At 70.7% G+C, this 24,961-nt stretch carries 24 protein-coding genes and 1 pseudogene; 15 read left to right on the plus strand and 10 right to left on the minus strand.

All coding sequences use genetic code 11. The annotated features are described in order from the left end of the window. Positions 1 to 97: 97 nt before the first annotated feature. Together QBL25_RS42835 and QBL25_RS42840 are read right to left on the minus strand one after the other, a co-directional pair. Positions 98 to 760 (minus strand): response regulator, encoded by a 663-nt coding sequence (locus tag QBL25_RS42835; protein WP_409062400.1) that lies wholly within the window; start codon positions 758 to 760, stop codon positions 98 to 100. Beyond that, positions 757 to 2,046 carry a sensor histidine kinase gene (locus QBL25_RS42840; RefSeq protein ID WP_409062401.1) on the minus strand — a complete coding sequence of 430 codons (1,290 nt, stop codon included), beginning with the start codon at positions 2,044 to 2,046 and terminating at the stop codon, positions 757 to 759. The genes QBL25_RS42835 and QBL25_RS42840 overlap by 4 nt, the downstream gene beginning before the upstream one ends. A gap of 292 nt (positions 2,047 to 2,338) precedes the next feature. On the opposite strand from QBL25_RS42840, the gene QBL25_RS42845 reads away from it, so the two are divergent. After that, positions 2,339 to 3,829: a hypothetical protein gene (locus QBL25_RS42845; protein WP_409062402.1), complete on the plus strand. Its 1,491-nt coding sequence runs from the start codon at positions 2,339 to 2,341 to the stop codon at positions 3,827 to 3,829. Positions 3,830 to 4,894: 1,065 nt separating this feature from the next. Then, a complete protein-coding gene (locus tag QBL25_RS42850) occupies positions 4,895 to 5,605 on the plus strand; it encodes an SDR family NAD(P)-dependent oxidoreductase (protein WP_409062403.1) in 711 nt (236 codons plus the stop codon). 1,085 nt (positions 5,606 to 6,690) lie between these two features. Here QBL25_RS42850 and QBL25_RS42855 read toward each other — a convergent pair. After that, positions 6,691 to 7,257, minus strand: coding sequence for a cupin domain-containing protein (locus QBL25_RS42855; protein ID WP_409062404.1), 567 nt, complete (start codon positions 7,255 to 7,257; stop codon positions 6,691 to 6,693). 265 nt (positions 7,258 to 7,522) lie between these two features. Between QBL25_RS42855 and QBL25_RS42860 the strand changes: the two genes are divergently transcribed. From QBL25_RS42860 to QBL25_RS42870, 3 genes are read left to right on the plus strand one after another with little or no spacing between them, the layout of a single operon-like run. Continuing rightward, positions 7,523 to 8,017 carry an RrF2 family transcriptional regulator gene (locus tag QBL25_RS42860; RefSeq protein WP_409062967.1) on the plus strand — a complete coding sequence of 165 codons (495 nt, stop codon included), beginning with the start codon at positions 7,523 to 7,525 and terminating at the stop codon, positions 8,015 to 8,017. Continuing rightward, positions 8,014 to 8,631, plus strand: a complete 618-nt coding sequence (locus QBL25_RS42865) for a flavin reductase family protein (RefSeq protein WP_409062405.1) — start codon at positions 8,014 to 8,016, stop codon at positions 8,629 to 8,631. The genes QBL25_RS42860 and QBL25_RS42865 overlap by 4 nt, the downstream gene beginning before the upstream one ends. Further along, the gene (locus tag QBL25_RS42870) at positions 8,585 to 8,803 is read left to right on the plus strand and encodes a flavin reductase family protein (RefSeq protein WP_409062406.1); all 219 of its coding nucleotides are present in this window, start codon (positions 8,585 to 8,587) and stop codon (positions 8,801 to 8,803) included. The genes QBL25_RS42865 and QBL25_RS42870 overlap by 47 nt, the downstream gene beginning before the upstream one ends. 69 nt (positions 8,804 to 8,872) lie before the next feature. On the opposite strand, the gene QBL25_RS42875 is transcribed toward QBL25_RS42870, so the two are convergent. Both QBL25_RS42875 and QBL25_RS42880 read right to left on the minus strand, forming a co-directional pair. Continuing rightward, positions 8,873 to 9,490: a hypothetical protein gene (locus QBL25_RS42875; protein WP_409062407.1), complete on the minus strand. Its 618-nt coding sequence runs from the start codon at positions 9,488 to 9,490 to the stop codon at positions 8,873 to 8,875. A 61-nt stretch (positions 9,491 to 9,551) separates the two neighbouring features. Beyond that, positions 9,552 to 9,743: a hypothetical protein gene (locus QBL25_RS42880; protein WP_409062408.1), complete on the minus strand. Its 192-nt coding sequence runs from the start codon at positions 9,741 to 9,743 to the stop codon at positions 9,552 to 9,554. A gap of 84 nt (positions 9,744 to 9,827) precedes the next feature. Here QBL25_RS42880 and QBL25_RS42885 point away from each other — a divergent pair, with 84 nt between their 5' ends. From QBL25_RS42885 to QBL25_RS42895, 3 genes are read left to right on the plus strand one after another with little or no spacing between them, the layout of a single operon-like run. After that, a complete protein-coding gene (locus QBL25_RS42885) occupies positions 9,828 to 10,061 on the plus strand; it encodes a hypothetical protein (protein WP_409062409.1) in 234 nt (77 codons plus the stop codon). Further along, positions 10,058 to 10,630, plus strand: a complete 573-nt coding sequence (locus QBL25_RS42890; protein ID WP_409062410.1) for an RNA polymerase sigma factor — start codon at positions 10,058 to 10,060, stop codon at positions 10,628 to 10,630. Before QBL25_RS42885 ends, QBL25_RS42890 begins: the two co-directional genes overlap by 4 nt. Further along, complete coding sequence (locus QBL25_RS42895; protein ID WP_409062411.1) at positions 10,627 to 11,763, plus strand: hypothetical protein; 1,137 nt, start codon at positions 10,627 to 10,629, stop codon at positions 11,761 to 11,763. The genes QBL25_RS42890 and QBL25_RS42895 overlap by 4 nt, the downstream gene beginning before the upstream one ends. Positions 11,764 to 13,018: 1,255 nt before the next feature. Here the strand turns inward: QBL25_RS42895 and QBL25_RS42900 are convergent. Next, a complete protein-coding gene (locus QBL25_RS42900) occupies positions 13,019 to 13,981 on the minus strand; it encodes a hypothetical protein (RefSeq protein ID WP_409062412.1) in 963 nt (320 codons plus the stop codon). A 366-nt stretch (positions 13,982 to 14,347) separates the two neighbouring features. Here QBL25_RS42900 and QBL25_RS42905 point away from each other — a divergent pair, with 366 nt between their 5' ends. Both QBL25_RS42905 and QBL25_RS42910 read left to right on the plus strand, forming a co-directional pair. Beyond that, positions 14,348 to 14,923 (plus strand): hypothetical protein, encoded by a 576-nt coding sequence (locus QBL25_RS42905; RefSeq protein ID WP_409062413.1) that lies wholly within the window; start codon positions 14,348 to 14,350, stop codon positions 14,921 to 14,923. Positions 14,924 to 15,366: 443 nt separating this feature from the next. Further along, on the plus strand, positions 15,367 to 15,900 hold the full coding sequence (locus QBL25_RS42910) for an NUDIX hydrolase (protein WP_409062414.1): 534 nt from the start codon (positions 15,367 to 15,369) through the stop codon (positions 15,898 to 15,900). A gap of 68 nt (positions 15,901 to 15,968) precedes the next feature. Here QBL25_RS42910 and QBL25_RS42915 read toward each other — a convergent pair whose 3' ends face one another. Next, positions 15,969 to 16,850 carry a helix-turn-helix transcriptional regulator gene (locus QBL25_RS42915; protein ID WP_409062415.1) on the minus strand — a complete coding sequence of 294 codons (882 nt, stop codon included), beginning with the start codon at positions 16,848 to 16,850 and terminating at the stop codon, positions 15,969 to 15,971. Between the two features lie 139 nt (positions 16,851 to 16,989). Here QBL25_RS42915 and QBL25_RS42920 point away from each other — a divergent pair, with 139 nt between their 5' ends. Together QBL25_RS42920 and QBL25_RS42925 are read left to right on the plus strand one after the other, a co-directional pair. Next, positions 16,990 to 17,253 (plus strand): Atu4866 domain-containing protein, encoded by a 264-nt coding sequence (locus tag QBL25_RS42920; RefSeq protein ID WP_409062416.1) that lies wholly within the window; start codon positions 16,990 to 16,992, stop codon positions 17,251 to 17,253. Between the two features lie 145 nt (positions 17,254 to 17,398). Next, positions 17,399 to 18,158: pseudogene (locus tag QBL25_RS42925) on the plus strand (SDR family NAD(P)-dependent oxidoreductase). Between the two features lie 252 nt (positions 18,159 to 18,410). On the opposite strand, the gene QBL25_RS42930 reads toward QBL25_RS42925, so the two are convergent. From QBL25_RS42930 to QBL25_RS42940, 3 genes are all read right to left on the minus strand, one after another. Continuing rightward, positions 18,411 to 20,207 carry an alpha/beta fold hydrolase gene (locus QBL25_RS42930; protein ID WP_409062417.1) on the minus strand — a complete coding sequence of 599 codons (1,797 nt, stop codon included), beginning with the start codon at positions 20,205 to 20,207 and terminating at the stop codon, positions 18,411 to 18,413. Positions 20,208 to 20,230: 23 nt separating this feature from the next. Further along, on the minus strand, positions 20,231 to 20,824 hold the full coding sequence (locus QBL25_RS42935) for a TetR/AcrR family transcriptional regulator (RefSeq protein WP_409062418.1): 594 nt from the start codon (positions 20,822 to 20,824) through the stop codon (positions 20,231 to 20,233). A 575-nt stretch (positions 20,825 to 21,399) separates the two neighbouring features. Continuing rightward, positions 21,400 to 21,840 (minus strand): OsmC family protein, encoded by a 441-nt coding sequence (locus tag QBL25_RS42940; protein ID WP_409062419.1) that lies wholly within the window; start codon positions 21,838 to 21,840, stop codon positions 21,400 to 21,402. A gap of 646 nt (positions 21,841 to 22,486) precedes the next feature. Here QBL25_RS42940 and QBL25_RS42945 point away from each other — a divergent pair. The 3 genes from QBL25_RS42945 (at position 22,487) to QBL25_RS42955 (ending at position 24,929) form a co-directional block, all read left to right on the plus strand. Continuing rightward, positions 22,487 to 23,401, plus strand: a complete 915-nt coding sequence (locus tag QBL25_RS42945) for an NADP-dependent oxidoreductase (RefSeq protein WP_409062420.1) — start codon at positions 22,487 to 22,489, stop codon at positions 23,399 to 23,401. 37 nt (positions 23,402 to 23,438) lie between these two features. Beyond that, a complete protein-coding gene (locus QBL25_RS42950) occupies positions 23,439 to 23,918 on the plus strand; it encodes a MarR family winged helix-turn-helix transcriptional regulator (RefSeq protein ID WP_409062421.1) in 480 nt (159 codons plus the stop codon). 543 nt (positions 23,919 to 24,461) lie between these two features. Further along, the gene (locus tag QBL25_RS42955; protein ID WP_409062422.1) at positions 24,462 to 24,929 is read left to right on the plus strand and encodes a cupin domain-containing protein; all 468 of its coding nucleotides are present in this window, start codon (positions 24,462 to 24,464) and stop codon (positions 24,927 to 24,929) included. Positions 24,930 to 24,961 lie beyond the last annotated feature (32 nt).

Consider the following 24,961-nt stretch of genomic DNA (forward strand, 5'->3'; position numbering starts at 1 on the left):
ACCATCGGCGGCGGTGCCCTGTGCACGAGTCTGCCGGCGGCAGGCCGGGGGGTAGATCCGTCAGGTGAACGCGGCGCCGAATCGTTCCCTGCCGACCTCACGCCGGGTGGATGAGGCGGCTTTCGTAGGCGAAGATCACGGCCTGTATCCGGTCGCGGAGTTCGAGTTTTTGCAGTACGCGTCCCAGATGGGACTTCACGGTCGCCTCCGCCAGGTACAGGGCGGCCGCGATCTCGGTGTTGGACAGGCCGCAGCCGACCTTGAGGAGTACCTCGCGCTCGCGGGCGCTGAGCCGGCTCAGCCGCTCGTCGTGGTCGGCGCTGCTGCCGTCGGGGATGTGTGGGCGGACATTCTCCAGCAGGCGGCGGGTGATCCGCGGGGAGACCACCGCGTCGCCCGCCGCCACGCTGCGTATCGCGGTGAGCAGTTCCTCGGGCCTGGTGTTTTTCAGCAGGAAACCCGAGGCTCCGGCCTTGAGCGCGGCGAAGGCGTATTCGTCGAGGTCGAAGGTGGTGAGGATCAGTACTTTGCTCTGCGGGGAGATCCGGATGACCTCGCGGGTCGCCTCGATCCCGTCGGTCCCGGGCATCCGGACGTCCATGAGGACGACATCGGGGCGCAGGCTCCGGGCGAGGCGTATGGCCTGCATGCCGTCTGCGGCTTCGCCGACCGGCGCCAGGTCGGGCTGGGTCTCCAGGACCGTGCTGAAGGCCATACGGAGCAGCGCTTCGTCGTCGGCGATCAGGATGCGGATCGTCATGCCGACGCCGCTCCGCTGCTGCCGAGGTCGAGGCGGGTGCGGACTGCCCAGCCGCCGCCCGGGAGCGGCCCGGCCTGCAATGTCCCCCCGTAGGCGGCCGCGCGCTCGCGCATGCCGGGGATGCCGTGACCGGATGGGCTGACGTCGGGAAGGGGCGGGCGGGGGCCCCTGTCGGTGACGTCCAGGGTGATGCTCTTGGGCGAGCACCGTATCCGGACCTTCGCGTGGGTGCCGGGGTGTGTGTGCTTGAGGGTGTTGGTCAAGGCTTCCTGTACCAGACGGTAGACGGTCAGTTGCGCGGTGGCGGGTATGTGGGTGTGGCTGCCCTGGACCTCGACGCGGGTCGGCAGGCCGGCGGCGCACATCTGGTCGGCGAGGGCTGCCAGTTGTGCGATCCCGGGCAACGGATGGCGCTCCGCGTCCGGTTCGTCGGCCCGCAGGATGTCCAGGGTGCGCCGCATGTCGGTCAGGGCCTGCCGGCCCGTCTCGGAGATCTGGAGCATCGCGGTGGTGGCCTTGTCGGGCGACCGGTGCTGCGCGTAGACGGCGGCGTCGGTGAGCGCGACCATCACGGACAGGTTGTGGGTGACGATGTCGTGCATCTCCCGGGTGATGCGTGTCCTCTCCTCGGCGACGGCCAGCCGCGCCTGCTGGTCCTGTTGTCGTTCCAGTCGTGCGGCCCGTTCTTCCGAGGCCGCGAGGTAGGCGCGGGTGGTCCGCGCATTCACTCCCAGGACGGCGGCGGCGACGATCATCGCGGTCAGCGCGACGAAGAGAGTCAGGAACGCGCCTTCCGCCGCCCAGCGCAGACAGGCCAGCAGGGCCCCGGCCTCCACGATGGCACCGGCGACGAGCATGCCGCGCCGGCCCGAGTTCGCGGCCACCGTGTAGAGAGCTATCAGCAAGGCGATGTCCGCCGGCAGCTGGATGCCCGTCAGCCACTGGACGAAGGCCGCGGCGGCCACGGCGCCGAACACCGTGAGCGGGGCCCGGCGCCGCCATATCAGCGGCAGCGCGAGGGCGGCGGTGAGAGCAACGGCCACCGCCAGCTCCTGCGGTGCGCGCGTGGTCAGGACGTTGACCAGGAGCAGCGCCGGCAACAGCGACGCTCGCACCACGGGCGGCAGCCGGGAGATCCAGCGCCGCGCGGCTCTGATCGGTCGCGCTGTGCGTGCCAAGGCCAGGTCGGCGTGCCGCGTCAGCCATACGGCTGTTCTCGCCTCCGGCACCCGCTCCCGGTAGCGCACCGAGTGGGCACTGTCGGTGTCCACGGCCGCCTCGGTCATCCCACGCCCCTGTCGATATCAGCGCCACCGTGGCCCCGGGCCGGGGCCACCCCGCCTACAGCCGAAGCCGGGTCGGGTACGGGAGCGATGTCCGACCCGCGCCGCCCGCACGTACCGCAGACCTGCCACGGTAGGTCGCGATCCAGCGGTACGCATGAGACCACCGTCGGAAGGGAATGCGCGCAGGTACGACCACAGGAGGAGCCCGGCCACCCCCCACGGTGGCAAGATCTCGCACACGGGCGTGCCGGGGATTGCGACTTCGGCTGTAGGCGATGGCGACCCCAGGGTGATGTGGCAGCGTGTGCCCCGCGCCGAGCATGGCCCGGTGACCGAGAACCTCATGGGACTGCACATGTCCCTTCTGGAAGTCCTTGTCCTGCCGGGTGCCATCGCGCTGGTGATGGCTCGCTGGCTTCCCCCTGCGCTCCGCCCACGCGTCACGATCGCGGCGGCGGCAGTGTTCGTGCCGTCCATGATCGCGCTGAGTATCGCGGGCATCCGCTGGCAGCTGCTGCCCGTACTGGCAGGCACGGTCCTCGCGTTGCCGTTCGCCCTCTCCCCGCTGCTGCGACGCCACACCGGACGGCCGGCGTGGCGGGCCCGGTGGTGGCTGGCCCTGCCCGGGTCGGTGGCCTGCGTCGGCCTGATCGCCACAGGTCCGGTGGCCGCCTGGGCCTTTCCCGTACCCGAGTTCCCCGAGCCGTCGGGCCGTTTCGCGGTCGGCACCCGCGTGGTGCAGTGGACCGACCCACGCCGTCCCGAGACCTTCACCGCCGATCGGCACGACCGGCGCACGGTCGTGGTCCAGCTCTGGTACCCCGCGCAGAAGAGCCCCGCAGGCACACAGCGGGCTCAGTACCTGGGACGCACCGAACACGAGGCGCGCACCGTCTCCGACGCCCTCGCCCGCGTGGTCGGCCTGCCTGGCGTCCTGGTCGACGGCATCCCCCGGGCCCACACCCGCTCGGTCTTCAACGCCCCGGTGGCCGACGGAGGCGGACGCTTCCCGGTCGTACTGTTCTCTCCGGGATCGGGCGGAGTACGCACCCAGAACACTGCCTGGGCCGAGGAACTGGCCAGCCACGGCTATCTGGTCGCCGCCCTCGACCACCCGTACGACTCGGCGGCCGTCGTCCTCTCCGACGGCCGAACAGTGCACACCAAGACCACCTCCACCGGCGATCGGGACAAGGACAACAAGCTGGCGGCCCATTGGACGACTGTTCGCCGCGCCGACCTCAGCTTCGTCCTCACTCAGCTGGACCGTCTGGGCGGAGGTGAGATCGCCGGTCCGCTGACCGGACGTCTGGACACCGGCCGGGCCGCGGTCACCGGCCACTCCATGGGCGGTGCCGCCGCCCTGCAAGCGGCCCGGCAGGACCGCCGGTTCGACGCCATCATCGATCTGGACGGCTACCCCCACGGCCCCACCTCGCCCGCTCTCCATCGGCCGGCGCTCGCGCTCACCCAGGCCATCACGCCCGCAACCGACCCCCACTACCTGCCCCGCCTCACCCAGACCCTCAAGCTCAACACCGCCACGAGCTACCGGCTCACCCTCCCCGGCGCCGCACACCTCACCTTCATGGACGGCCCCCTGTACCTGCCGCCTGTGCCCTCGATAGTCGGCTCCCTGGGCCGCACCGAGAGCCCCCGCGTCGTCGCCAAAACCACGCTCGCCTTCCTGGACGCCACCCTGCGGGACAAACCCGGCGACCTGGCCCATGTCCTGTCGGCCTACGGCGACCTCAGCGTCTACCGCCCGAGCACCCACCGCTGATCGGCTGGACGGCGTCACCCGCGGTGGCGCGGCGCCTGGTGGTGATGCCTGGGAGCGGAACACGAGGGGATTTCCCTGCGATCGAGGGCGGGGCGCTACCTGGAGATAGCCCACGGCCTCGACCGGTTTGCCGACCACGCTGGCCCGACCATGGTGGCGAACGGGTCACGAATGAGTGGTCGGGGTGGTAGGCCGCACCACCCTCCCGACCACAGCGACTCGCCCCACCGCGAGCGGGGCGATGCGCATCTCCAAAGGGGCGGGCGATCATGGGGGAGTGACCGCCGGCGGCGTGTGCACCGCGGCCCTGCGCAGCGTTGAATGCAACCCATGGCCGGCGGTGCGCACTCGCCTTTCGAGACCTCGGTGCGCACTGGCGGTGACGGTCGATGGCGGGCGCCCGTCGTATGGCCCCCACCGGCCAGTGCGCACCCTGCTGGCGGTCGCCGGACAAGGCGAGTGCGCATCCGGCGGCCGACCTCATCGTCGTCGGCTGCGCAACGCTGTGACCTGCGGTGGTCGGGGTAACGGACGGCACCCTGTGGTCGCCATCTACCACCAGTGCACAAAGTGTTGGCCCCGCGGGTGACCACGGCACATCGCCGCTTTGACGGCCCTGGACGCGTGGGCAGCTCGGCAGTGAAGGTTGCGCACTGCGCAGCGCACCGTCGGTGCGCAGTCGATCCCTCGTCTGATCGAGGGTGTCCGTCCCGGCTGCGGGCCTGATGCAGCTCCGGTGCGGTTTCCCGTTGGCTATCCGGCGGGTGGGCTCCGGGCCCTGGCCCTGAACAACCGTCACCGGCTGCCCAAGAGCACGCGGGCTGAGCTCGGTGCACGGTGCCATCCCGGACATCGAGGGGGCCTTCAGACACGATGAGCCCGCACGGTAAACGGCCCTGACCCGCGTGCCCCACCGCAGTCGCGTCCGGCCACAGCCCCATCTCGTACCTCGCGCGACGCCGAGCAACCTGCGGCACCCGCACCGGTGAACTCCAGGGCACTGCCGCATCCGCGACGGCCCGGTCCGCAGAAAAGGGCGCAAAAGCCACACTCACCGGAGGACCAGTGCACATCAACGGGGCACGTATTTTGATCGCCGGGGCCAGCGGAGCCATCGGCAGCGCCCTTGCCGCCGAACTCGGCGGGCGCGGGGCCCGCCTGGCGCTCGCGGGGCGAGACCCGGACCGGCTGGCACAGGTGGCAGCGGCCCACCCCAGTGCCGCCACCGCCCTTTTCGACGCCTATGCTCCCGACTCCTGCGCCCGCGCCGTCCACAGCTGCGCGGCCGCGCTGGACGGACTCGATGCAGTGATCACCGCGTTCGGTGCGGTCGCGTTCGGAGCCACCCAGCAGATCAGTGATGCCGCCGCCGAACACCTGGCGGCCGTCAACACCCTGGCACCCGCAGCCTTCCTGCGCGCCGCCCTCGGCCTCATGCAGCCCGGAGCCACCATCGCCGCGGTGACCGGAGTGGTTGCGGAACGCCCGCAGCCGGGCATGGCCGACTACAGTGCGTCCAAAGCGGCACTGAGCGCCTGGCTCGACGCCGTCCGCCGTGAAACCCGCGCCGCCGGGATCCACGTCCTCGACGTCCGGTTCGGGCATCTGGATACCGGGTTCGCCGACCGTGCAGTCGAGGGCACCGCGCCGCCGATGCCGCCCGCCGGAAACCTCCAGCAGGCAGTGCGGACCCTGGTACAGGCACTGCACAGCGACGCGGAACTCGTCCGCGCCGCACCCGACGGGACGCAGGTAATCCAACAGCACGCCCGGTGAGGTGCCCGCCAGCCCCGCCCCCGAGGCACATCAGCCTCGCTGACGAGATCAGCTTTCGCTCGCTCCCAGGCGTGACAGAGCCGCGTGGTGAACCGCGCGTGCGGGAGCCGCCGACGAAACTGCCGACGGCGCTCTCAGCTCTGGTGCCTGCGACGTTGGCCCGGTCGAGCCGGGTCCCCGGCTCCCAGCGGTCGGGTCACTTCGTCGGGGGTACCTGCGTCGCAGGCGGCTTGGTGGCGGGAGTTGCCTCGTCCATCTCGGCTATATCCATGTCGACCACGCAGTCTTCCGAGATCTTCTCGCTGGACGTCGCGCACGTCGGGGCATCGGCGTGGGGGGTCTCGTCATCCGCTGGGCGCTGGCTCGTGCGCTGGACGTCAGGGGCCGAGGGACGCGACGACGGGTTGTCGTCCGGCGGTGACGAGCACGCCGCCGAGCCCATCGCCGTGCACAGGATCAAAAAGGCCGAAACAGCAGCAGTACGCGTACGCATGAAAGTCCCCCCAGCGCGGACGCGGAGTATCCGGTCCGTCAGTCGATCAATCATGCCATCCCGGATCGTGTAGCCGACGGGGTGAAGGTGGCTGGAGGTCTGGAAGGGGAGGACTCCCCGGCCACGAGAGTGTCGAGCCAGATGGAGCAGCCGCTGCCCGAAGGCGGCCAGGTGGTGGCCTTTTGGGGGAGGGGCAAGAGCAGGGGGAGTACGCCACGGTGGGCGGCCTTGCTGTCCCCCTGCGTCGCGTGCACTGGCCAGAGGGAACGGTCCCGGGCGTCGAAACCCTCCTGGCTCGCCCATGACGGGAAAGCTGGAGGCGGGTGAGGTGCGCCGGACGCTCCGGGTGGGGGCAGGCACCCGGCGTGCGGCGCCCCGGGTGCGCGCCAGTGACCTCGGGTCCGGAGGAATCCTCGTGCCACTGGCGGAGCCTCGGAACCCCTCGCCGGAAAGGGCCGGCGGAACGGTGAAGTCGGCACGGGGGAAAGGGTTTTGCGACTGCCGAGACATGCCCGCCACCCCAGTGGGCCGTTGGTGTACTCGGCGCCTCCGGGCTCTCCGATCTTGCCGTGCGCTCCGAGCCTGCCGTGTCCTAAGAGCCTGCCGTGCCCTGTGAGCCTTCCGTGCCGGATGCGCTGCCCAGGACGTACAGCTCCGGCAGGTTCACCACGATCGCCTCCTGCGTGCTGCGGGCGATGACCACGACGGCCTCGTCGTCGGGGCTGGGGTTCTCCTCGCGGTGCGGCACGTAGGGGGGAACGAAGATGTAGTCGCCCGGAGCCGTGCGGATCCGGATCTCCTGGGGTGTCCCGCTGGAGTCGTCCAGGAAGACGAACTCCGGGTGCCCCTTGATGACATGGATGGCGGTCTCGGACGCTCCATGGTGGTGGTTGGAGGATGCGGTCTCCGGGGCCACGTGGGTCTGGCCCATCCAGATGCGCTCGGAGCCGACGCTCCCGCCGCTGATCGCGGCGAAGCGCCGCATGCCGCCCGTCTGTGCGGTGTCGCCGTCGAGCGCATCGGCGCGGATGTGGTGAAGGCGGGCGCTCAGGGGCAGCGCACCGGCCTCGCGGTCGGGGAGGTCCGGGTGGAACGCGTCGCGATGGGCGCTGGCGGCCGACTCGTCGTCGGGAGGCGTGGGCGCGGGGTGCGGGGCCATGGGAATCCTGCTCGTCGGGGCGGGCCGTGAGGCCTGGACGGAAGGGCGCGGGCGCTCGGCGGTGTCGGTCACCGTCGACGGCCGTGGCGGGCCGTGTCGGGGGTGCTTGGCCGACGGCGTGCCCAAGATCCTTGGGCGACCGTAGAGAGCCGGGTGAATGGATGTCAAAGATGTGTCCATTGTCGCCGGGGTGTCACCGGGGCGGCCGTTCAGCGGTCCGCGCGGGGCGGTCGGCACGTACGGATACTTCGGGAAGACGGTGCACATGCAGATTTCTGCCAAGGCGGACTATGCGGTGCGGGCGCTGGTCGAGTTGGCCGCCGACAGCGCGCGGCCACTGACGTGTGAGGCCATCGCGTCGGCACAGGACATTCCGTTCCGCTTCTTGAAGTCGGTGTTCAGGAACATGCGGTCGGCCGGTCTCGTACGCAGCCAGCGTGGCTGTGAGGGCGGATACTGGATCGCGCGCGACACCCACTCGATCACGGTCGGCGAGGTGATGACCGCCGTCGACGGCGAGTTCTTCACGGTCCGGGGCGAGCGCCCCGAAGGGCTCGACTATCCGGCCGCAGCCAGCGCGCTGCCGGACTTGTACCGTGCCGCCGAGGCGGCAGCGCGGGCGCTTCTGGAGGGTACGAGCATCGGTGCGCTCGCCGAGCGCGGCACGAAGCCCGCAGACGGCCAGCGCACGGACCCCGCAGGCGATGGTGCCGATGGCGGCGCAGCGGAACACGAGGTCTCCGCGGGCGTCCCCGCGTGAGCGCGCCGCCGCCGGAAGCCAGCGTTCCGCTGCCGGACGCCAGCATCCCGTCGTCGGACGCGGGCACCCTCACGCCGTCGGCATCCGGGGTCCAACCCCGCGTCACGGCAACCGAGTTCACCGACGCCGCCTGCCCGTGGGCCTGGGGCTCCGAGCCCGTCTTCCGGCTGCTGCGGCACGGACTGCGGCCTTTCGTGCAATGGCGTCGCGTGTGCGGGATCCTCTTCGACGAGGGCGACGATCCGGCGCCGGACCCCGCTGCCGAGGCCCGCTGGTACGAGGGCTTCATCAAGGACGTGTCCGCGCACACCCGTGCCCCCTACACGCTGCGGCGCCACGCCGCGGGGGTCACCGTGATCACTGTCCCCGGCCCCGCGGGCTTCACGGCCACCTCCTTCACCTCCGTGTCCCTGCGGCCGCCCCTGGTCTCCTTCTACCTGGGACTCACCGCCTCCACCGCACGGGCGGTCGACGACGCCACCCGGTTCGCCGTCCACGTGCTGGGCACGCAGGACGCCGCGCTGGCCCCATCAGTTCGCGCGCAGCGGCGTCGACCGCTTCCAGGACGTGGCATGGACCGCGTACGGCGAAGACGGCCTCCCGGTACTCGATGAGGCCCCCGCCTGGCTGACGGCCAGGGTGACGCTGCGCCAGCGGGTCGGCGACCATCTCCTGATCGTCGGGGAGGTCGAGTCGGGGACCGTGCGCCGCAACGCACCGGCACTGGTGCACCATGACGGGGCCTTCGCCGCGGCACATACGATGCCCGCACCGACGCCGGCGTGACGTGGATCAAGCCCGGCGGCGCGACGTGGAGAGGGACCCGGACAACGGGGGAGAGCCGCCGGCGCCGCCCTACTCACTCAGCCCTACGACGCCCCAGCCCCGCCGGACGGCTTCGGACAAGACACGGCCCCAGTCGTCCAGCAGACCGGCGAACGTGTCGAAATCCCCGACCCATCCCTGGGGCACGGCTGCGTGCTCGCCGTAGGCCGCACGCAGCCCGCCGAGCCACGGCCGTACCCGCTCCCATGCCCCGGCCAGGTCCCGCACGCGGTCCGGCGAGCGCGCGAGCAGCACGCCGCAGGTGAGGGCGGGGTCATCGCAGAAGAAGCCCGGATCCACGTGCTCCGCCCCACCGTCCGGTCCTGCCCAGATCAGTCCGAGCAGCAAGGCGTCCAACTCGCCACGCAGCAGCGGATCGGCGTGATCGCGTACGGACTCCCACCGCTCCCCGGCCCAGAAGTGGGCCTTGAACGAACCGAGGGTGCCCCGGAACTCGTAGACGGCGAAGGAGGCACTGCGAGGTCCTCGTGGCCGGCACCAGCCGCCTTCGATCACCGGTGCGTCGTGGTTGCACAGCCCGGTCTCGTCGGCGTACCAGGCGTTCCGCAACCGCGTCAGCCTCGCCTCGGGTGAAACCTCGCCCAGCCATGACCAGTCGGCGATCAGCACACTGATGTCTACCCCCATGCAAGGGGACAGTACCGATGACCGGCACCGCGGGCCCGCTCGTCCGGGCGCCGAGCAGTGCTCAAGCGTTGCCGTCCACGCAGGCCTGGATCTGGGTGTCGACCAGGTGCGCCCAGTACGGGAAAGGATGTGCGGTCGGGCCCGTGTAGGCGGGGCAGGACGAGCGGGAGCGGCAGTATGGCCGCAGCGTGAGGGCGGCGAGGGCGCCGAAGACTTGCGGTATCAATTGTTCGGTCCACGAGTTCACGATCATGCGCTTCTCGCCCCCTTAGCTGGTGCCCGGCCTCAAGGACGGGTCCGTATTGAGGAGCAAGGGGGACCCCTGGTGGACCCGACCATGGCCGTCATCGTCGCGGCCGCTATCGCCAAGGTCTGCACGGTGCTGGCACTCTGGATTCGCCTGCGCGGGCGGGCAGGGCGTGAACAGCAGCGGCAGCGCTACCTCGTTCAGGTCACCGCGGCGGTGGCTCCGGGCGGCCAGGTGGAGCTCGATGATCAAGACGGTGACGGGCACCGTCTGCACGTGAAGATCACCCGCACTCCAGTTGCGGGGGAGGACCCGGCAGCGTGAGCACCCTCGACCCGGCGGACAGTGACCGACCTGGAGTTGCGCCAGGGCCTTTTGATCCGCCCGTCCAACGCGACCGTGTCCGACAGCAGACGGACACGGAGTTCTCCGCCTTCTACCGCGAGAAGATCCGCCCTTTGACCGGTTTCCTGATCAACCACGGTGCTTGCGTGCAGGCGGCCGCGGATATCGCCCAGGAGGTGATGACCGATGCCTACCGGAACTGGACGCGCCTCACCCATCCGAGGGCCTGGGTCCACAAAGCCGCCTCACGCGCGCTCGTGCGCAGCGTTGCCTCCGTCGAAGAGCCGGTCGACGACATGCCCGAACCCACCTCCCTGGTGCCTCGTCCCGACGCCATCGCGGAATGGGAGGCCCGGCATGACGCGTTGTCCCTGTTACGCAGCCTGCCGATGAAGCAGCGTCAGGTCATGGCCTGGACACTGGCAGGCTTCACCCCCACCGACATTGCCCACCACCTCGGTCTGCCCGTCGACAACGTACGCGCCAACCTGAAAAAGGCCCGCCGCACCGCAGCCGCCTACCTCAAAACGCGGAAGGAGGACCAGTGACCCGTCGCCCCGAGCCCCACGGCCACGACCAGGCCGTGCAGCAGTGGCTCGTCCAGCACCAGCACGCCCTGACCCGCGCTCTCGACGACCTCCTGGACACCGAGGCGGGCCTGCGTGAAATCCTCCTCCACTCCCACCACGACACCGCCACGGACAATCTCGACACCGTCCTCGACGCCGAAGCAGGCCTTGCGGCCATCCTCCCCACTCCCCGGACCCCACCAGCCGACACCCCCGATACGCCGCACCACCTCATCGAAACGCCGGTCCACCCGCGCGCGCTCAGCCCCGCAGAGCGCATGGCCCTTCGCAACAACCGCGACGTCGAGGCGGCCAGGAAAGCACTCGCGCACACCCACGACATCGCCAACGTCCATGATCTCGCCCCTGGTCTCGCCCGACACCTCGCCCGCGCCATCGCCCTGGACCTCGCCATCGCACTGCAGCTCGACCTCGACCTCGATCTCCGCCACGGCATCGCCCGAGACCTTTTAGGCGCCCGATACCTCACCCTCGAACTCGCCATCATCCGTGCCCTCGAAGTCCCTGGCGCCCTTGACAGATACAACGACTTCGACAGCGTTATCCTGTGCGCCCTCGCCATCGCCCAATCCCTCGACCTCCCAGGCCCACCTCCCCTTCAGCTTGCCCGCGTCCACCAGAGCGCCGGCGACCTCGCCCGCGCCCTCGACCGTGCCCGAGACCTCGATCGTGCCCACGACCTCGCCCGCGCCCGCGGTCGGGCCCGCGACCTCGTCCGTGCCCTTGACCTCGCCCTCGCCTTCGGTTTCGGCCGCAACCGCGACATGGACCACGCGCGCGGCGTCATCGTCGCCATTCATACCGCCGAGGTGGGCCGGGCCATCGGCCTGGCACTCGACCGGGAACCCCTCAAGGCCGATGCGGACCGGCTGTCCGCGCTCCTGGACGACTTCACCACTGCCGACCTCAGCGATATCGACCTGACCGGCATCGACCTCGGTGGTGTCCGCTGGTCCGAACACACCACGCGGTGGCCGCCGGTCATCGACAGCGAAGACCTCAAGGTCCGCTCGGACCATGGCCCACCCGGCAGCGGCATCTGGATCGTCCGGTCTGGCACCGCCACCGTCCGCGACTGCGCCGAACGGTGAGACGGGCTGGAAACGCACGGAGCCCGGGTGGGGAGATCGCGGACGGCTGTCCCCCCCCGGCTGTTCTGTGGGCGTGCCCTGGTGGCGTGCCAGCACCCTGACATCGACCACGCACTTCGATGAGGAAAGCCGGGGGAGCCGGATCTCCCCGCCCGACGACCTCATGGCGCTCACGCGCCGCCTGGCGGCACCGGAGATTGGTGCCTGCAGACGCCATGTCAGGTTCCGGCGGGCACGGGGGAGTCCTGGTTCGGGACGAGATAGGCCCAGCGGCGCGGGATCCTGGGGTCGCACCCGATGGCCGCGGCCGACGCGTTGCCTGCGGTAGGCCATCTCCACGGCGACCAGCGCCCCGCCCGCCACCCCGAACGCCAACTTCACCAGCTCGAAGAGCGTCTTGGAGTCGACGCGCCGCTCATGCCCGGCTGATGGCCGAGACGTTCCTTGGCATCAACGGCACTACCTGGGACCAGGGAGGAGGAAGCCCTCGCGCTCGTCATGCGCGCGAAGCACAAGGGGGCCCGCGTCCAAGAGCTCGCCGCGCAGCTGCGCGCCTGGTCCAAGGGCTGAGGCCCCAGCCAGAATCCCGTCCATCTGTCTCCGCCGGCGGGCACCTCGAACGTGATGGCCCGCGCGTTGGCGGCCTCTCCCGCCGCACTCAGCCGCTCGATCTTGCGCTTCTCGTCCAGCACCTTGGCCTTGGGTCCCCAGGACGGCGGGCGAGCTCGCATCGCCTTGACCACTGGGCCGCATGACGGTCGTGTACCCGCCGGTGCGAGACAACCCCGGGCGAGACAGCTACCCGTCCCCACTGCTACGCGGCGAGCGGGAGCTCCGGCTTGCGCTGCGGGCCAGCTCGCTTCCGAGCAACGTCGCCTTGGCCACACCACGGGCCCAGCGCGGAGCGTCACCTCGGGCCTCCCAGAAGACACAGACGCAACCGCCGATGGCGAGCAGAACGACGACGGGAAGTATGAGTGCGAGCATGCTTCACCCTAAGTTCGTGTGATGGTCCGCATCATCCTCTCAGGCCGCTCCGCCACCTCCGGAACCCCTGGCCATTGCGGCCAGTAGCTGGGGCTTGTCCTGCGGCCCGACGGACCCGATCGCGGGGGCGAGGACGCCGGGCAACGTCAGGATGCCGAAGCCGGCGGCGACCGGGCGAAGCGGTGCGCCGCGCACGCCACCTCCGGTGGCTGTGCGCAAGCGTCGGTAAGAGCGTCCGGCGCCCGCCCTACGGTGCTTTGACGGGCCGTCAAGGGCGCCGGTGGCGGCGCCAGTACCAGAGCGCACCGACCCCGGCGGACGCCGTGGCCAGCGTGATACCGAGGACCGGCCAGCGGCTCTGGGCGATACGCAGGCCGGTCAGGAAGGCCACGGCGGTCAGGACGATCGGTACGAGGAGCGAGAGGAGGGCACGCAATACGGCCCCCAGCACTTCCGGTTCGAGGCGGGAGGCCCGGCGCGGGGCGGGAACGGCGGCGCCGAAGTAGTAGGCGAGGACACGGTCCGCCAGGCGGGCGTCGGCACGCCGGTAGACCACCGCCATGTACGGGAGCCAGACCAGGGGTGCGACCAGTCCGACCAGGAAGACCATACCGAGGAGCAGCCACCGCCAAGCCTGAACGGCGAGCCCCCGTAGGCGCCGGCCCGCTTCCTGGTTCTCTGCGGGCGGCGCGAGAATGCCGAGAAGACGGGCCATGCGCAGGGTGACGGTCCACAGGGCCGACCATCGTCTCCAGCGAGCGGGCGCACCGGCGGCGCGTGGAGTGCGGTCGAGGGCGTCCTGTGCCTGGCGGGTGGTCTCGTACACGCCCTGAAGGACGAGGAGTTCGCCGGCGCGGGCGCTCGCCGTGGGGTCGCGGCCGTCGAGGGCGGCCAGCTCCAGGACCGTGCGTGCCTGGCGCAGCAGCGCCGCGCAGAACGCGAGGGGGATGAGCACGAGGAACGGGCCGCCCACGAAGGATCCCTCCGCTACGACGCTCCGCCGGCCGCGCGCGACCACGTGGGCCCGGAGCTCTGCCTCGGTGGCATGGGGGTGGCTGCGCCGAAGCGAGGCGATTGCTTCGGGCACGGCCGGGCCGATGCGGCGGACGGCGAAGTCGGCCAGGAGTTCGGGAAGGTGCCCAGGATCGGTGATCACCGAGGCCAGCAGCGAGCGTTCAGGGGAGGGGTCCGTGCGGGAGCCCTCAGCTCTCGGTTTCTCCCGGTGTGCCACATGTCGTCTATACCACGAATCATCTTGATCGCCGCTTATCCCACGGCCCGGGTCGGCGCCCGCCCTCCGCAGCGGCGCAGGCGCCCGCGGCCCGGCTCTTCCCCCGTGGCGGGTGAGGCACGGGGCCCGTGTCCGGGATGCGATGGGAGGAGCGGCGAGGCGTGCGCCGGCCTGCTCGCCGCCTGCTCCGGCGGCGCAGTACGCGCCCGTCATGGCCGCCTTCATGATCATCGGTGGCAGGTTCGGGGACACCCTGGGAGCACTCCGCACCTGCCGACCGCCCGGAACGGCCGTCGCCGGCAGGCGGACGCCGGGGCTGCGGCCGGGGTGAGGGGATCGACGCGCTGAATGCGGAGGGAGTCACCGGTGTCCAGAACCAGGCCCAGGGCCGCGACCGGCCCGGCCGCGCGCCGCGCGGAGCACCGAGCCGGGCGCCGGGCCGAGCACCGAGCCGAGCACCGAGCCGAGCGCCGTGCGCACGCGGACTACACGGGCGGCGTCTACGGGTCGATGCTCGCGGCCTCCGTGGTGATCGGCGCGGGCACCCTCGGCTCGTTCCCCCGCACCGAGCTGGTGTTGCTGCTGTTGTTGACCGGTGTGGTGTTCTGGGTCGCGCACGTGCACGCCCAGCTGTTCGGGACGCGCCTGGCGCAGCAGGCTCTGGACCGGCAGATCGTGCTGCATGTGTGCCGTGACGAGTGGCCGATCGTCAAAGCCGCCGTCCCGCCGGCCGCAGTGGTGGCCGTCAGTCCGCTCCTGGGACTGGATGTGCGCGGTGCGCTGTGGCTGGCTCTTTGCGTCGCCGTGGCCGGCCAGGTGGGGTGGTCCGTGGCCGCGGCCCGCCGCGCCGGTGCTTCGTTGCGGCTCATGGCAGCCACCGCTTCGGTCAACCTGGTGCTCGGGCTGCTGATCATCTCCTTCAAGTTTGTTCTGAAGCACTGATCCCCGACGTCCGCTCGCCGGGTGGAGGTCACCTCTACCGGGTGAGGTCCGACGGGGCACGGAGGCGGACGACCGCCGGTAGGGGCGCCGTCCGCCGGACGAAGCCGCCCAGGGAGGGGCAGCTCGTGCGCGACGATCGCGTACGAACATCTCGACCCATGTCCGCCAGGAGCCTGCCGGGGCCGATCCGCGTCGAGGGGCATCGGCCGGGTCGCGGGCCAAGGCGTTTCCGGCACCGGGCCGCTTGGTGGTGGCCGGCCAGACCCGCCGGTTCGCGCCTGTCGTCGACGAAGCGCACCAGTGCACCAGTAAGGGCACCGCCTCGTCCTCACCCCGGCCCGGACCACGGCGCAAGACGCCCGCAGGCGGCCTTGCTGCGGCCCGTCAACGCAACAAGCTCGATTCCCGTTGATGCAACCAGCCTGCTGCGGCAGCATGCTCCGATGCCCGAATCGCAGAAGGAACCGCTTGCCGTCGACGGCAACGGCAACACTCTGATCGCGTTCGACGGCGGTGCAGAGGACGCCCCGCCCGGTGACGCCCCACTGCCCCTGGCGCTGGTGGCACTGTGGCACCACGACTCAGTGCTGCTGGTCTTCGACAGGCGACGACGGACATGGGAGCTGCCCGGAGGAACCATCGAACCGGGTGAAAGCCCACGTCAAGCCGCAGCACGCGAGCTGCTGGAAGAGACCGGGCAGCAGGCTGACGCCCCCTCACGGTTCGCCGGCTACGCGCAGTTCATGCTGCGGCCTGACCAACGGCTGGAGTACGGAGCGCTGTTCATCGGCAACGTCGCACGCCCTCAACCTCTCCGGGACAACGAGGAGGTCTCAGCCTTCCGCTGGTGGGACCCCAAAGGCCCACTGCCTGGCGGTACAGACTCTCTCGACCTGCACCTTGCCCGTCTGGTCATGCCCTTGCGACACCGAGAGGGGCAGGCCAGTCCGCCGGGGAGGTCCAAAGACCCGCACTGAACGATGCCGGTTCTCGTCAACACCTCCCGCACCGTGATCACCAAGAGCCGCGCGGAGCCGGTGGAGCGCTATCGGTGCGGGTCTCCGCGGTGTGTTGGCTGATCAGCTGGGTGCGGGGAGCGGTCGTGGCGCCGGGTGGCGTGCAGGGAGCCGAGCAGGTGGAGGGAGTGGGCGCTGGAGCTGCCCGGTTCGGCGTGGTAGATGACGAGCTGCTGGCCGGGTGCCTCGCGTACGTCGAACGCCTGGTAGGTGAGCGTGAGCGGGCCGACATCGGGGTGGAGGACGTGTTTGGCGTCCCGCGTCTTGCCGCGCACGGTGGGGGACTGCCACAGGCCTGCGAAGTCCGCGCTGTGCTCGGTGAGGGTGCCGACGAGTTCGCGCAGCCGCGGGTTGTCCGGTTCGAAGCCGGTCGCCTCGCGGAGGTTGGCGACGGTGGCTTGTGCCGCCCGGTTCCAGTCCGTGTGGAAGGCGGGGCCGGCCGGGTCGAGGAAGGTCATACGGGCGAGGTTGTCCGCCGGGGTGAACGCCGCGTAGAGGGCTTGGGCCAGCGCGTTGACCGCGAGGAGGTCGAGGGTCCTGTTCATGACCAACGCCGGGGTGTGGGGGTAGCCGTCCATCAACTGTCGCAGGGCGGGGCTGACGCGCTCGGTGCGACGGGGCGACAGCCGGTCGGCGGGGGCGGCCCCGGCCAGCCGGTACAGGTGCGCCCTGGCGTCCTCGTCGAGATGCAGCGCATGACCGAGAGCGTCGATCACCTGGGGCGAGGGGTTGCGTTCGCGGCCCTGTTCCAGGCGGCTGTAGTAGTCGGCGTTCACTCCGGCCAGGACGGCGACCTCCTCGCGGCGCAGCCCGGCGACTCTGCGGGTTCCGTGGCTCGGCATCCCGACGTCGTGCGGGCGCAGGGCGGCGCGGCACGCGCGCAGGAAATCCCCCATGCGGTTGTCGTCCATGGCCTCAGGCTAGGCGGCGCGCCGCCGTACTGCCTGGGTGTGGTGCACCCAGGCAGCAGGCGTCCTGGCGGGTGATCGCTGACCTGCGCAGACTCGGTGGAGCGGGAAGAACCGTACCGTTCGAGGAGAGGGGGCCGTCATGGCCGCGATCGAGGACGGCCACGTGGACGTGGTCGGTATGTGGGTGACCGAGGACGGGCACATCCGGCAGGAGCTGCTGCCGGACGGGCGTTACGACGAGGCTCGCGGCCAGCGGGCCCATGCGTACACCGGCCGTTACACGCTCACCGGAAGTCACCTGGACTACGTCGACGACACCGGGTTCACCGCCACAGGCGACGTCCGCGACGGAGTGCTCTACCACGAACACCTCGTCTTGTACCGGGAGTCGAGCCCGTCGTAGCGGGGCGGCGAGCGTAGCGGGACCACGGGGGTCGGGCTGCCGCTGCTCCGGTGGGGGAGACCGACTCCTCGTGGGAGCGGCCCGATGGCCGAGGCAGGCAGCAGTCGCTGACGGATGTATCCAACGCAAGGGAAGGACCCTGGTCATGACCGGACGACGTCTTGAGGGCAAGGTGGCCCTGATCACGGGCGCGAGCGGGGGGGATCGGTGCGGCGACCGCCGAACTCTTCGCCCAGGAGGGCGCCCGGCTGGTGATCACCGATGTGGCCCGGGAACCCCTCCAGAAGCTGGCGCGGCGCATCGAGGCGGCAGGCGCGGAGGTGGCGACCGCCCTCCTCGATGTCTCCTCCGCCCGGGAATGGGAGGCGGCGACGGCCCTCGTACGCGATCGCTTCGGAAGGCTGGACGTGCTGGTGAACCTCGCCGGGATCCTGGACTGGCCGGGTATCGAGGACACGCGCGAGGAGGTGTGGGACCGCGTGATCGACGTGAACCAGAAAGGCACCTGGCTCGGCATGAGGGCGGCGTTGCCGCTGCTGCGAGCGAGCGGCAACGCGTCGGTGATCAACACCTCGTCCGTGCTCGGCCTGGTGGGCAGCGGCGCGGCCGCGGCCTACCAGGCGTCGAAGGGCGCGGTACGCCTGCTGAGCAAGACGGCCGCGGTCGAGTACGCGCGGGAGGGCGTCCGGGTCAACTCGATACATCCCGGAGTGGTCGCCACACCGATGATCCAGGACCTTCTGGACGAGCAGGGCGACCAGCAAGCGGACATCCAGCGCACCCCCATGCGCCGAGCCGGCCGCGCCGATGAGGTCGCCCCCGCGATCCTCTTCCTGGCAGGCGACGACTCCTCCTTCGTCACCGGCTCGGAACTCGTCGTCGACGGCGGCCTCACCGCACACTGAACACCCCGCCAACCGCCGCCGGGCGTCCACGACCCCTCCCGTGCGCACACACGGAGAGCGCGCTCAGCTCCTGTGCTCCTGTGCTCTTGTGCCGGGAAGAGCGCCCTGGTCACCGGGGCCGCGCGCGAGGTGGGCAAGGAGACCGTGCCACTGCTCCATGCCCGTGCCACCCGTGCCACCCGCGTCGCCGCCGTCGCCCTGCGTCCCGACGTCACGACCTTGCAGGACACATGCCCAGGCGTACGGGCGACCTCAGACGTTCGCGACCCGGGTGTCCGGATCGCCGTGCGCATTCGGCGATGTGATGAGCTGTCCGATGGCGTGGGCGACGTCGTCCGGGTGCGTCAGCTGGGGATGGTGGCCGGCGCCGGCGAGAACGGTCACGGTGGCGTGCGGAAGTGTGCCCAGCAGTGCCCGCCCCTCGCGGGTGAGCGGATCTTCGGAGCCCACGATGACGTGCACGCTCCCCGGGTAGTGCCGCAGCTTGGTCTTGAGTTCTTCCCGCCACGCGGACTTCGCCGTGGCGGCCAGGAGCAGGGCGACGGTGGCCGCCCCGCTGCCGCGGCGTAGATCCGCCGTACTTGATCGGAGCGCGCCGGCGTGCTCTCTGTCGCCCGTGAGCCGCTCGGCCAGCGCCTCCGGGCGTATGCGCCCCAGGTACCAGCGGCTCAGAGGTACCCACTGGGCGGCTCGAGCCGAGGGTGCCTGCAGGAAGAACGGTGATACGAGCGTGAGCTGATCCACCGCGCAGGGATGGGCGGTTGCGGCCTCGACGGCGGCCGCGGCGCCGATGGAGTGGCCCACCAGATGGCGGGCGCCGGTCTCGGTCACCAGTGAGGCCAGCCAGGACGGCCAGTCGCCGCGGCGCCCCGCGCTCATTCCCAGCCCAGGCAAGTCGACGGCGCGGGCCTGGCCGACCGCTGTGACGACCGGTGCCCAGGTGTCGGCGTTGACCGGCAAACCGGGCAGCACCACCGTGGGTGCGCCCGCCTCGCCGAGTTCGAACGTCCGGATCCCGCCCGGCGTGGTGAACCGCCGCTCGCCTGCGGGCGCGTCGCCGAAGCGATGGGCGGCCAGGTGGTCGGCCCAGCGGCGGATCGTCGTGGCGGTGTCCGGCATGGCCAGCCCGTTGCGGGCGGCGATAGCGCGGGCCGAATCGGTGGGGTAGCGGTCGGTCGACAGAAAGGTCAGGGTCTCCGGATCGGCCCTGGTGAGCCATCGGGGAAGCCGCTTGAGCAGGGGCACCGGGACCCGCGTCCGGGGTGCCTTGACCCGGTAGTGCTCCGCGATGAGCGTGAGCAGGTCGGGCAGCGCGGGCGTGTCGTCGTCCAGCGGCCAGTACGCCGCACCTTGGGTCGACTCGTCCACGGGAAGCAGGGTCATGAACCGGGCGAGGTAGTCGGCCGCGACCACGGGGACGAATGTCCGCGCGTTCCCCGGCAGTGCCGCGAGCGAGCCCTGCCAGATGTCCTTGACGTTCGAGGCGAGCCCCAGGTGCTGGTCGGACTCGCCGGTGACGCTGTCACCGATCACACTGGGCGGATTGACGATGGACCAGGCGACCCCCAACTGCGCCGCCATGGCACGGAAGGTGACGTCCGCTTCGACCCTGGACGCCTCATAGGCGCCTAACTTCTGGTAGGTCTCCCTACGTTGCTCTTCGCTCCACGAGGCAGGGTCGTGTCCGCCCACGCGATACCCGGAGACCTGAACCAGGCGGCGCAGGTTCGGCAGCCGCGCCGCGAAGGTGACCACTGCGCGGACGCTGTCGACGTTGGCGCGACGGGCCTCGTCCTGCGACATCCCGAACCGGTAGGCGCCGGCACAGTTGTAGATCTCGGTGACGTCCTCGCATTCGCCCTCGATCAGTGACGGCTCGGCGAAATCGACCCGGAGATCGGCTGGGGCCGTCCGTTGCCCGTGCGCGGCCAGCCACTGGGCCAGTCGCCGATAGGACGCACGGCTCCGGCTGGCCGTACTCACCTGCACGCCGGCTTGCCCCAGCGCGAGCACCACGTGACGGCCGATGAAGCCGCTCGCGCCCAGCACCAGTGCATGGCGCTCATTCGCCCTCATGCCGAAGCCTCCTCATCCTGCTCCAGCAGGACGACGAGCGCCTGGGCGGCACAGTGCAGGGGCTCGGTGGACCGCTGGGCACGTGACACGATCACCGCCCCTTCCACCATGCTGACCACCGCCGTCGCCAGGGCACGGGCGGCGGGACGAGAACGGCCGTGGGCGACGAGAAGTTCGGTCACCGGCGCAATCCACGACTCGAAGGCGTTTGCACAGGCATCTCGCAGGCGTTCGCTTTGCCCACCCATCTCCAGCGTGACCACCGACACCGGGCATCCCAGCTGGAAGTCGCCGTCGTCGAGCAACCTCGCCAGTGCGTCGATCACGCGGCGCACCACCGCACCCGGTGTCGCGGACTCCGACGCCGAGTCGGCGACCAGAGCGCCGAATCGCGCAGAGGCAAGTTCGACGGCCCGCTCGCCGAGCGCCTCCTTCCCCTGGGGGAAGTGGAAGTACAGCGACCCCTTGGGGGCGCCCGCGTGTTCCACCACCGTGTTGAGTCCCGTACCGCTATAGCCGTTCCGCTGGATCAGTTCGAGCATCGACTCCACCAATCGCGCGCTGGTCTTGGCTCCCTTGGTTTCAACCACGGAGGAAAAATAGACCGGTCTATAGATTTTGACAAGTGTCGGCCGACCGGGGCGCGTTCGACGGCGCCTGCGCCCGAGTTCGGGCCCGGTAGCACAGAGGCCGTGACGTGTACGCGAGCTGCTCAGAGCTAAACGGAAAGGCCCCTCAGCTGTCCGCGAAGGGCGGCTGAGGGGCCATGTGGGCGCGAGTTGGCCGTCGTCCGGCGCGGTGTCGACGTACTCCTCGCGGTTGCGAGGGTCCGCAAGGACGGGGTGTCCCTGCGCGGGAGCGTCCTCCGACTTGACGGAGGACGGTGAGGGGCACCGGGGGAGCGGCGGGAAGGGGAGTGGGCAACGCGCTCGACCTTCTCCGGCGGCCCTTGCAGGGATGGCAGGGCGAGACGGAAGGTGCCGCTCTGCTTGCCTTCGGCCCACCCGACGATCTCCGTGCCGCCGTCGCTGGCGAAGGAGGACGGTCGCGCGCCAACTCCTTGTCGTCGCCCTTCGGGGCGAGTTGCTCCTCGGCGTCGAAGCAGTGCTTCTCCTCGAGGTGAGCCCGCCGACGGTCGCTGCCTGGAGGTCGGCTTCGGGTGGTGTCAGCTGTTGTCTGGCGTGTTGGTCAGGACGGTGCTGACGGGTGTGCCGGCCTCGACGGTGCGGCTGACCGTGCACAGCCGGTCGTGAGAGGTTTTCACCGCCCGGGGCAGGATCGCCCGGGAGCGGTCGCCCGAGGGGTCGTCGGGGAACGTGGCGGTGAAGGTCACCGTGAGGTCCGACATCCGGTTTCCGTGTTCGTCGTGCACCTTGTTGCCGCTCGCCGTGACGGTGAATTCGGTCGGCTCGCTGTGGCGGGCAGTGGCCAGCTCGACGTCGGCTGCGCTGCATCCGCCGATCGCGGCGAGGAAGAGTTCGACGGGCGTGAATCCCGCACTGTCGCCGGTGGCGAAACTCAGCACGTCCCCGCGGGCGTTGGTGGCGGTGAACCGGCCCGGGCCGGCACGTTCGATGGTGACGGAGCGCAGTGCATCTTCAGTCATGGCGCCGACAGTAGCGTCGCGCTGCCGGAAGTGTCTGCGGGCCACGCCTGCCCCGTGCGCCGACGGACGATGCCGACCGGCGGGGCTCCGGCCTCGGTTGGTCGTCGCGAGCAGAACAATCCGCGGGAGCTGTCGCCCTTGCAGGCCAGGTCCTCGGGCCGAGCCGCTCCTTCCGGAAGACACCGTGTCGGTGACCGGGAAGGGGCCGTGCGAATCCGCCTACCCTCACGCTCTTTGGTTCCGGCGACTCCCTGAGCCTGGGAGGGCCCGTCCTGGAGCGCGCTGAGCTGCAACGGCCCCACAAGCCGGGTAGGCAAGTGCAACCCGGGACCCGGACAGCGCGACATCCACGCACCCGAGCAGCGCTCGGCTGCCCTGACCGCCTGGGGTAAGCAGCTCGGCGCCGCAGAAGCCGAACGCCCGCCGGGGCCGGGCGGCGGCCGGCTGCCCGCGCCTCTGGCCTGCTGTGGGGGAGTTGCCCCCGGGTGGGGCCGGCTGCTGGCGGAAGTGGTCGTGCGCCGGTGAGGGGGCTCGCTTGGACGAGCCCCTCACCCGATTACTTGGCCAGCCACATAATCGGTGCTACTTTTATGTGGCTGGCCACGGAAATTGGTCCGTGGGGCATCCCACTGCAAGGAGAGCAGTCATGAAGGCCATCATTTTCGACACGTTCGGCGGCACCGAGGTCCTGCACGAGGCGGAGATCGACACTCCCCGGCCCGGACCCGGCCAGGTCCGTGTGCGCGTGAGGGCTGTCGGCGTCAACCCGGTGGACGGCAAGATCCGATCCGGTGGCATGGAGGCCATCTTCCCCACCACCCTCCCCGCCGTGCCCGGCGGGGAGATCGCCGGAGTGGTCGACGCCGTCGGCGAGGGAGTGGACCACTTCAAGGCCGGGGACGAGGTCCTTGGCTGGTCCGACACCGGCTCCTACGCCCAGTTCGCCCTGGCTTCCGCGGCCGTCCTGGCGCCCAAGCCCGCCCACCTGGAGTGGACGCACGCGGCCGCCCTGCCCGTGGCGAGCGACGGCGCCGAGCGCGTCCTGGACCTGCTCGGTGTCACCTCCGGTGAGACGCTGCTGATCCACGGCGCGTCCGGGGCGCTGGGCACCATCGCCGTCCAGCTGGCCGTCGCCCGCGGCGCCCGCGTGATCGGCACCGCCGGCCCGGCGAACCAGGAGTACGTCACCTCCCTCGGCGCCACCGCACTGGTCTACGGCGACCACCTGGTCGAGCGCGTCCGTGCGCTGGCCCCCGATGGAGTGGACGCTGTCTTCGACGCCGCGGGCAAGGGTGCGCTGGAGGACTCCATCACGCTGCGCGGCGGCACCGACCGGATCGTCACCACGGCCGACTTCCGGGCCGCTGAACTCGGCGTGGTCTTCGCCGAGGGCCCCCAGCGCCGCTCGGCCGCTCGCCTCGCCGAGCTGGCCCAGCAGGCCGCCGACGGCACCCTGGTCACCACGATCAGCGCCGCCTACCCTCTCGCCGCGGCGGCCAAGGCCCAGCAGGCCAGCGACGCCGGCCACAACCGTGGCAAGATCGTCCTCACCGTCAACTAGTCCGCCAGCCCACCTGCTGTGTGATGCGGGAGCAACCATGTCAGAGCCCACCTCATCGGAGCTGCCGAACACGGCGGAAGCGGGGCCGTTGAGCTACGCCATCTTCCAGCTCGCCCGCACCCACCGCGCCCTGGCCGCCGGCATGCTGCGCGCCATGAACCTGCACCCGGGCCAAGAACTGCTGCTGATGCAGCTCTTCGACCACGACGGCCAAACTCAGGCGGAACTGCTGGAGCGTGCCGGTCTCGACCACTCCACCGTGTCCAAGTCCCTGCGCCGCATGCAGGAGGCCGGGCTGCTCACCCGGGAGCCCGCCTCCCACGACCGGCGAGTCATGGTGGTGCACCTCACCGACGCCGGGCGTGCCCTCCAAGAACCCATCGCCGCCATGTGGCGGACCCTGGAACAGGTTTCCGCGCGCGACCTGACCCCCGACCAGATCCAGGCCTTCACCACCTGCGCGCGCATCATCGAGAAGTCGGTCAAGAACCACAACCGACAGCCCTCCGACGAGTAGGGGACACCGGGAGCCGGCCGCCTCGTCGGCACCATCCGACCCGGTGGGCAGCGCGGGCCGCCGCAGAGCGGCCCCCGCGCCCCACCGGACCCCCACCCCCAGTACGCGCGCCACCTGCCCCCAAGACCGGCGTTATCGACGCGAGGGAATCACGCGAACACACACATGCGCCCCGAGGGATCCCGTCGGCGCCCGAAGACCTTGGCCGAACCCCCGCCCCTCGCCCTCTCCCGTCAGTACGTATCGAGCGAATAGGCGAATGCGACCTGGGCGGCCCACGCTGCCCCGCTGTATCGCCCCTGCTGCACCGCCTGTCCCTCCCCGCGTCCCCCTGCGTCGCTCCGTCACCGAAGGTGGATACCGGCTTCTGACGGAGTGCGGTCGCACGCGACAACTCGCGGTCGCACCAGTCAAACTCAGGCCTGCGCGCCAGAGCCCCAAGATGTGCTCCGAGGAGGCCCCGGCCCCGTGCCCCGCTGTGCAGGCGTCCGATCCCGCGGTCCCGCGCCGGCCTGACGGCCGGAGTTTCCCTGGAGGTCCCCGATGACCATGGCCTATCTGGCACAGCCCGAACAGCAGCAGAAGCTCGAATGGCTCGACGGGGCAACGTTCTCCGTCCTGCTCGACCAGCAAGCCACCGAGGGCAAACTGACCGTGGGCCGCTTCGACGTCGCCAAGGGCGAAGCCCCGCCATTCCACCTGCACACCCGAGAGGACGAGGTGTTCATGCTGATCAAAGGCACGGCCCTGGTGTGGTGCGGGGAGGAGGAACACGAACTGAGCGAAGGCGGGATCGTCTACCTGCCCCGCAACGTCCCGCACGGCTACCGCATCACCTCCGACCGCGCCGACCTACTCATGATCGCCACGCCCGGCGGCATCGAGGGCATGTTCCGCCACGCCGGCCGCGACCTCACTACCCCACGCCCCGACGGCTTCGAGATCCCCAAGTCCCTCCTGGCCGAAGCATCCGAACTCTACGGCGGCGTCATCCTCGGACCGCCACGCTGAACCGCGCATGCAGAGCGTCCGGTTGACCTGCC

Origin of the sequence: Streptomyces sp. SYP-A7185 (assembly GCF_046103685.1) — a bacterium.
GTDB lineage: Bacteria > Actinomycetota > Actinomycetes > Streptomycetales > Streptomycetaceae > Streptomyces.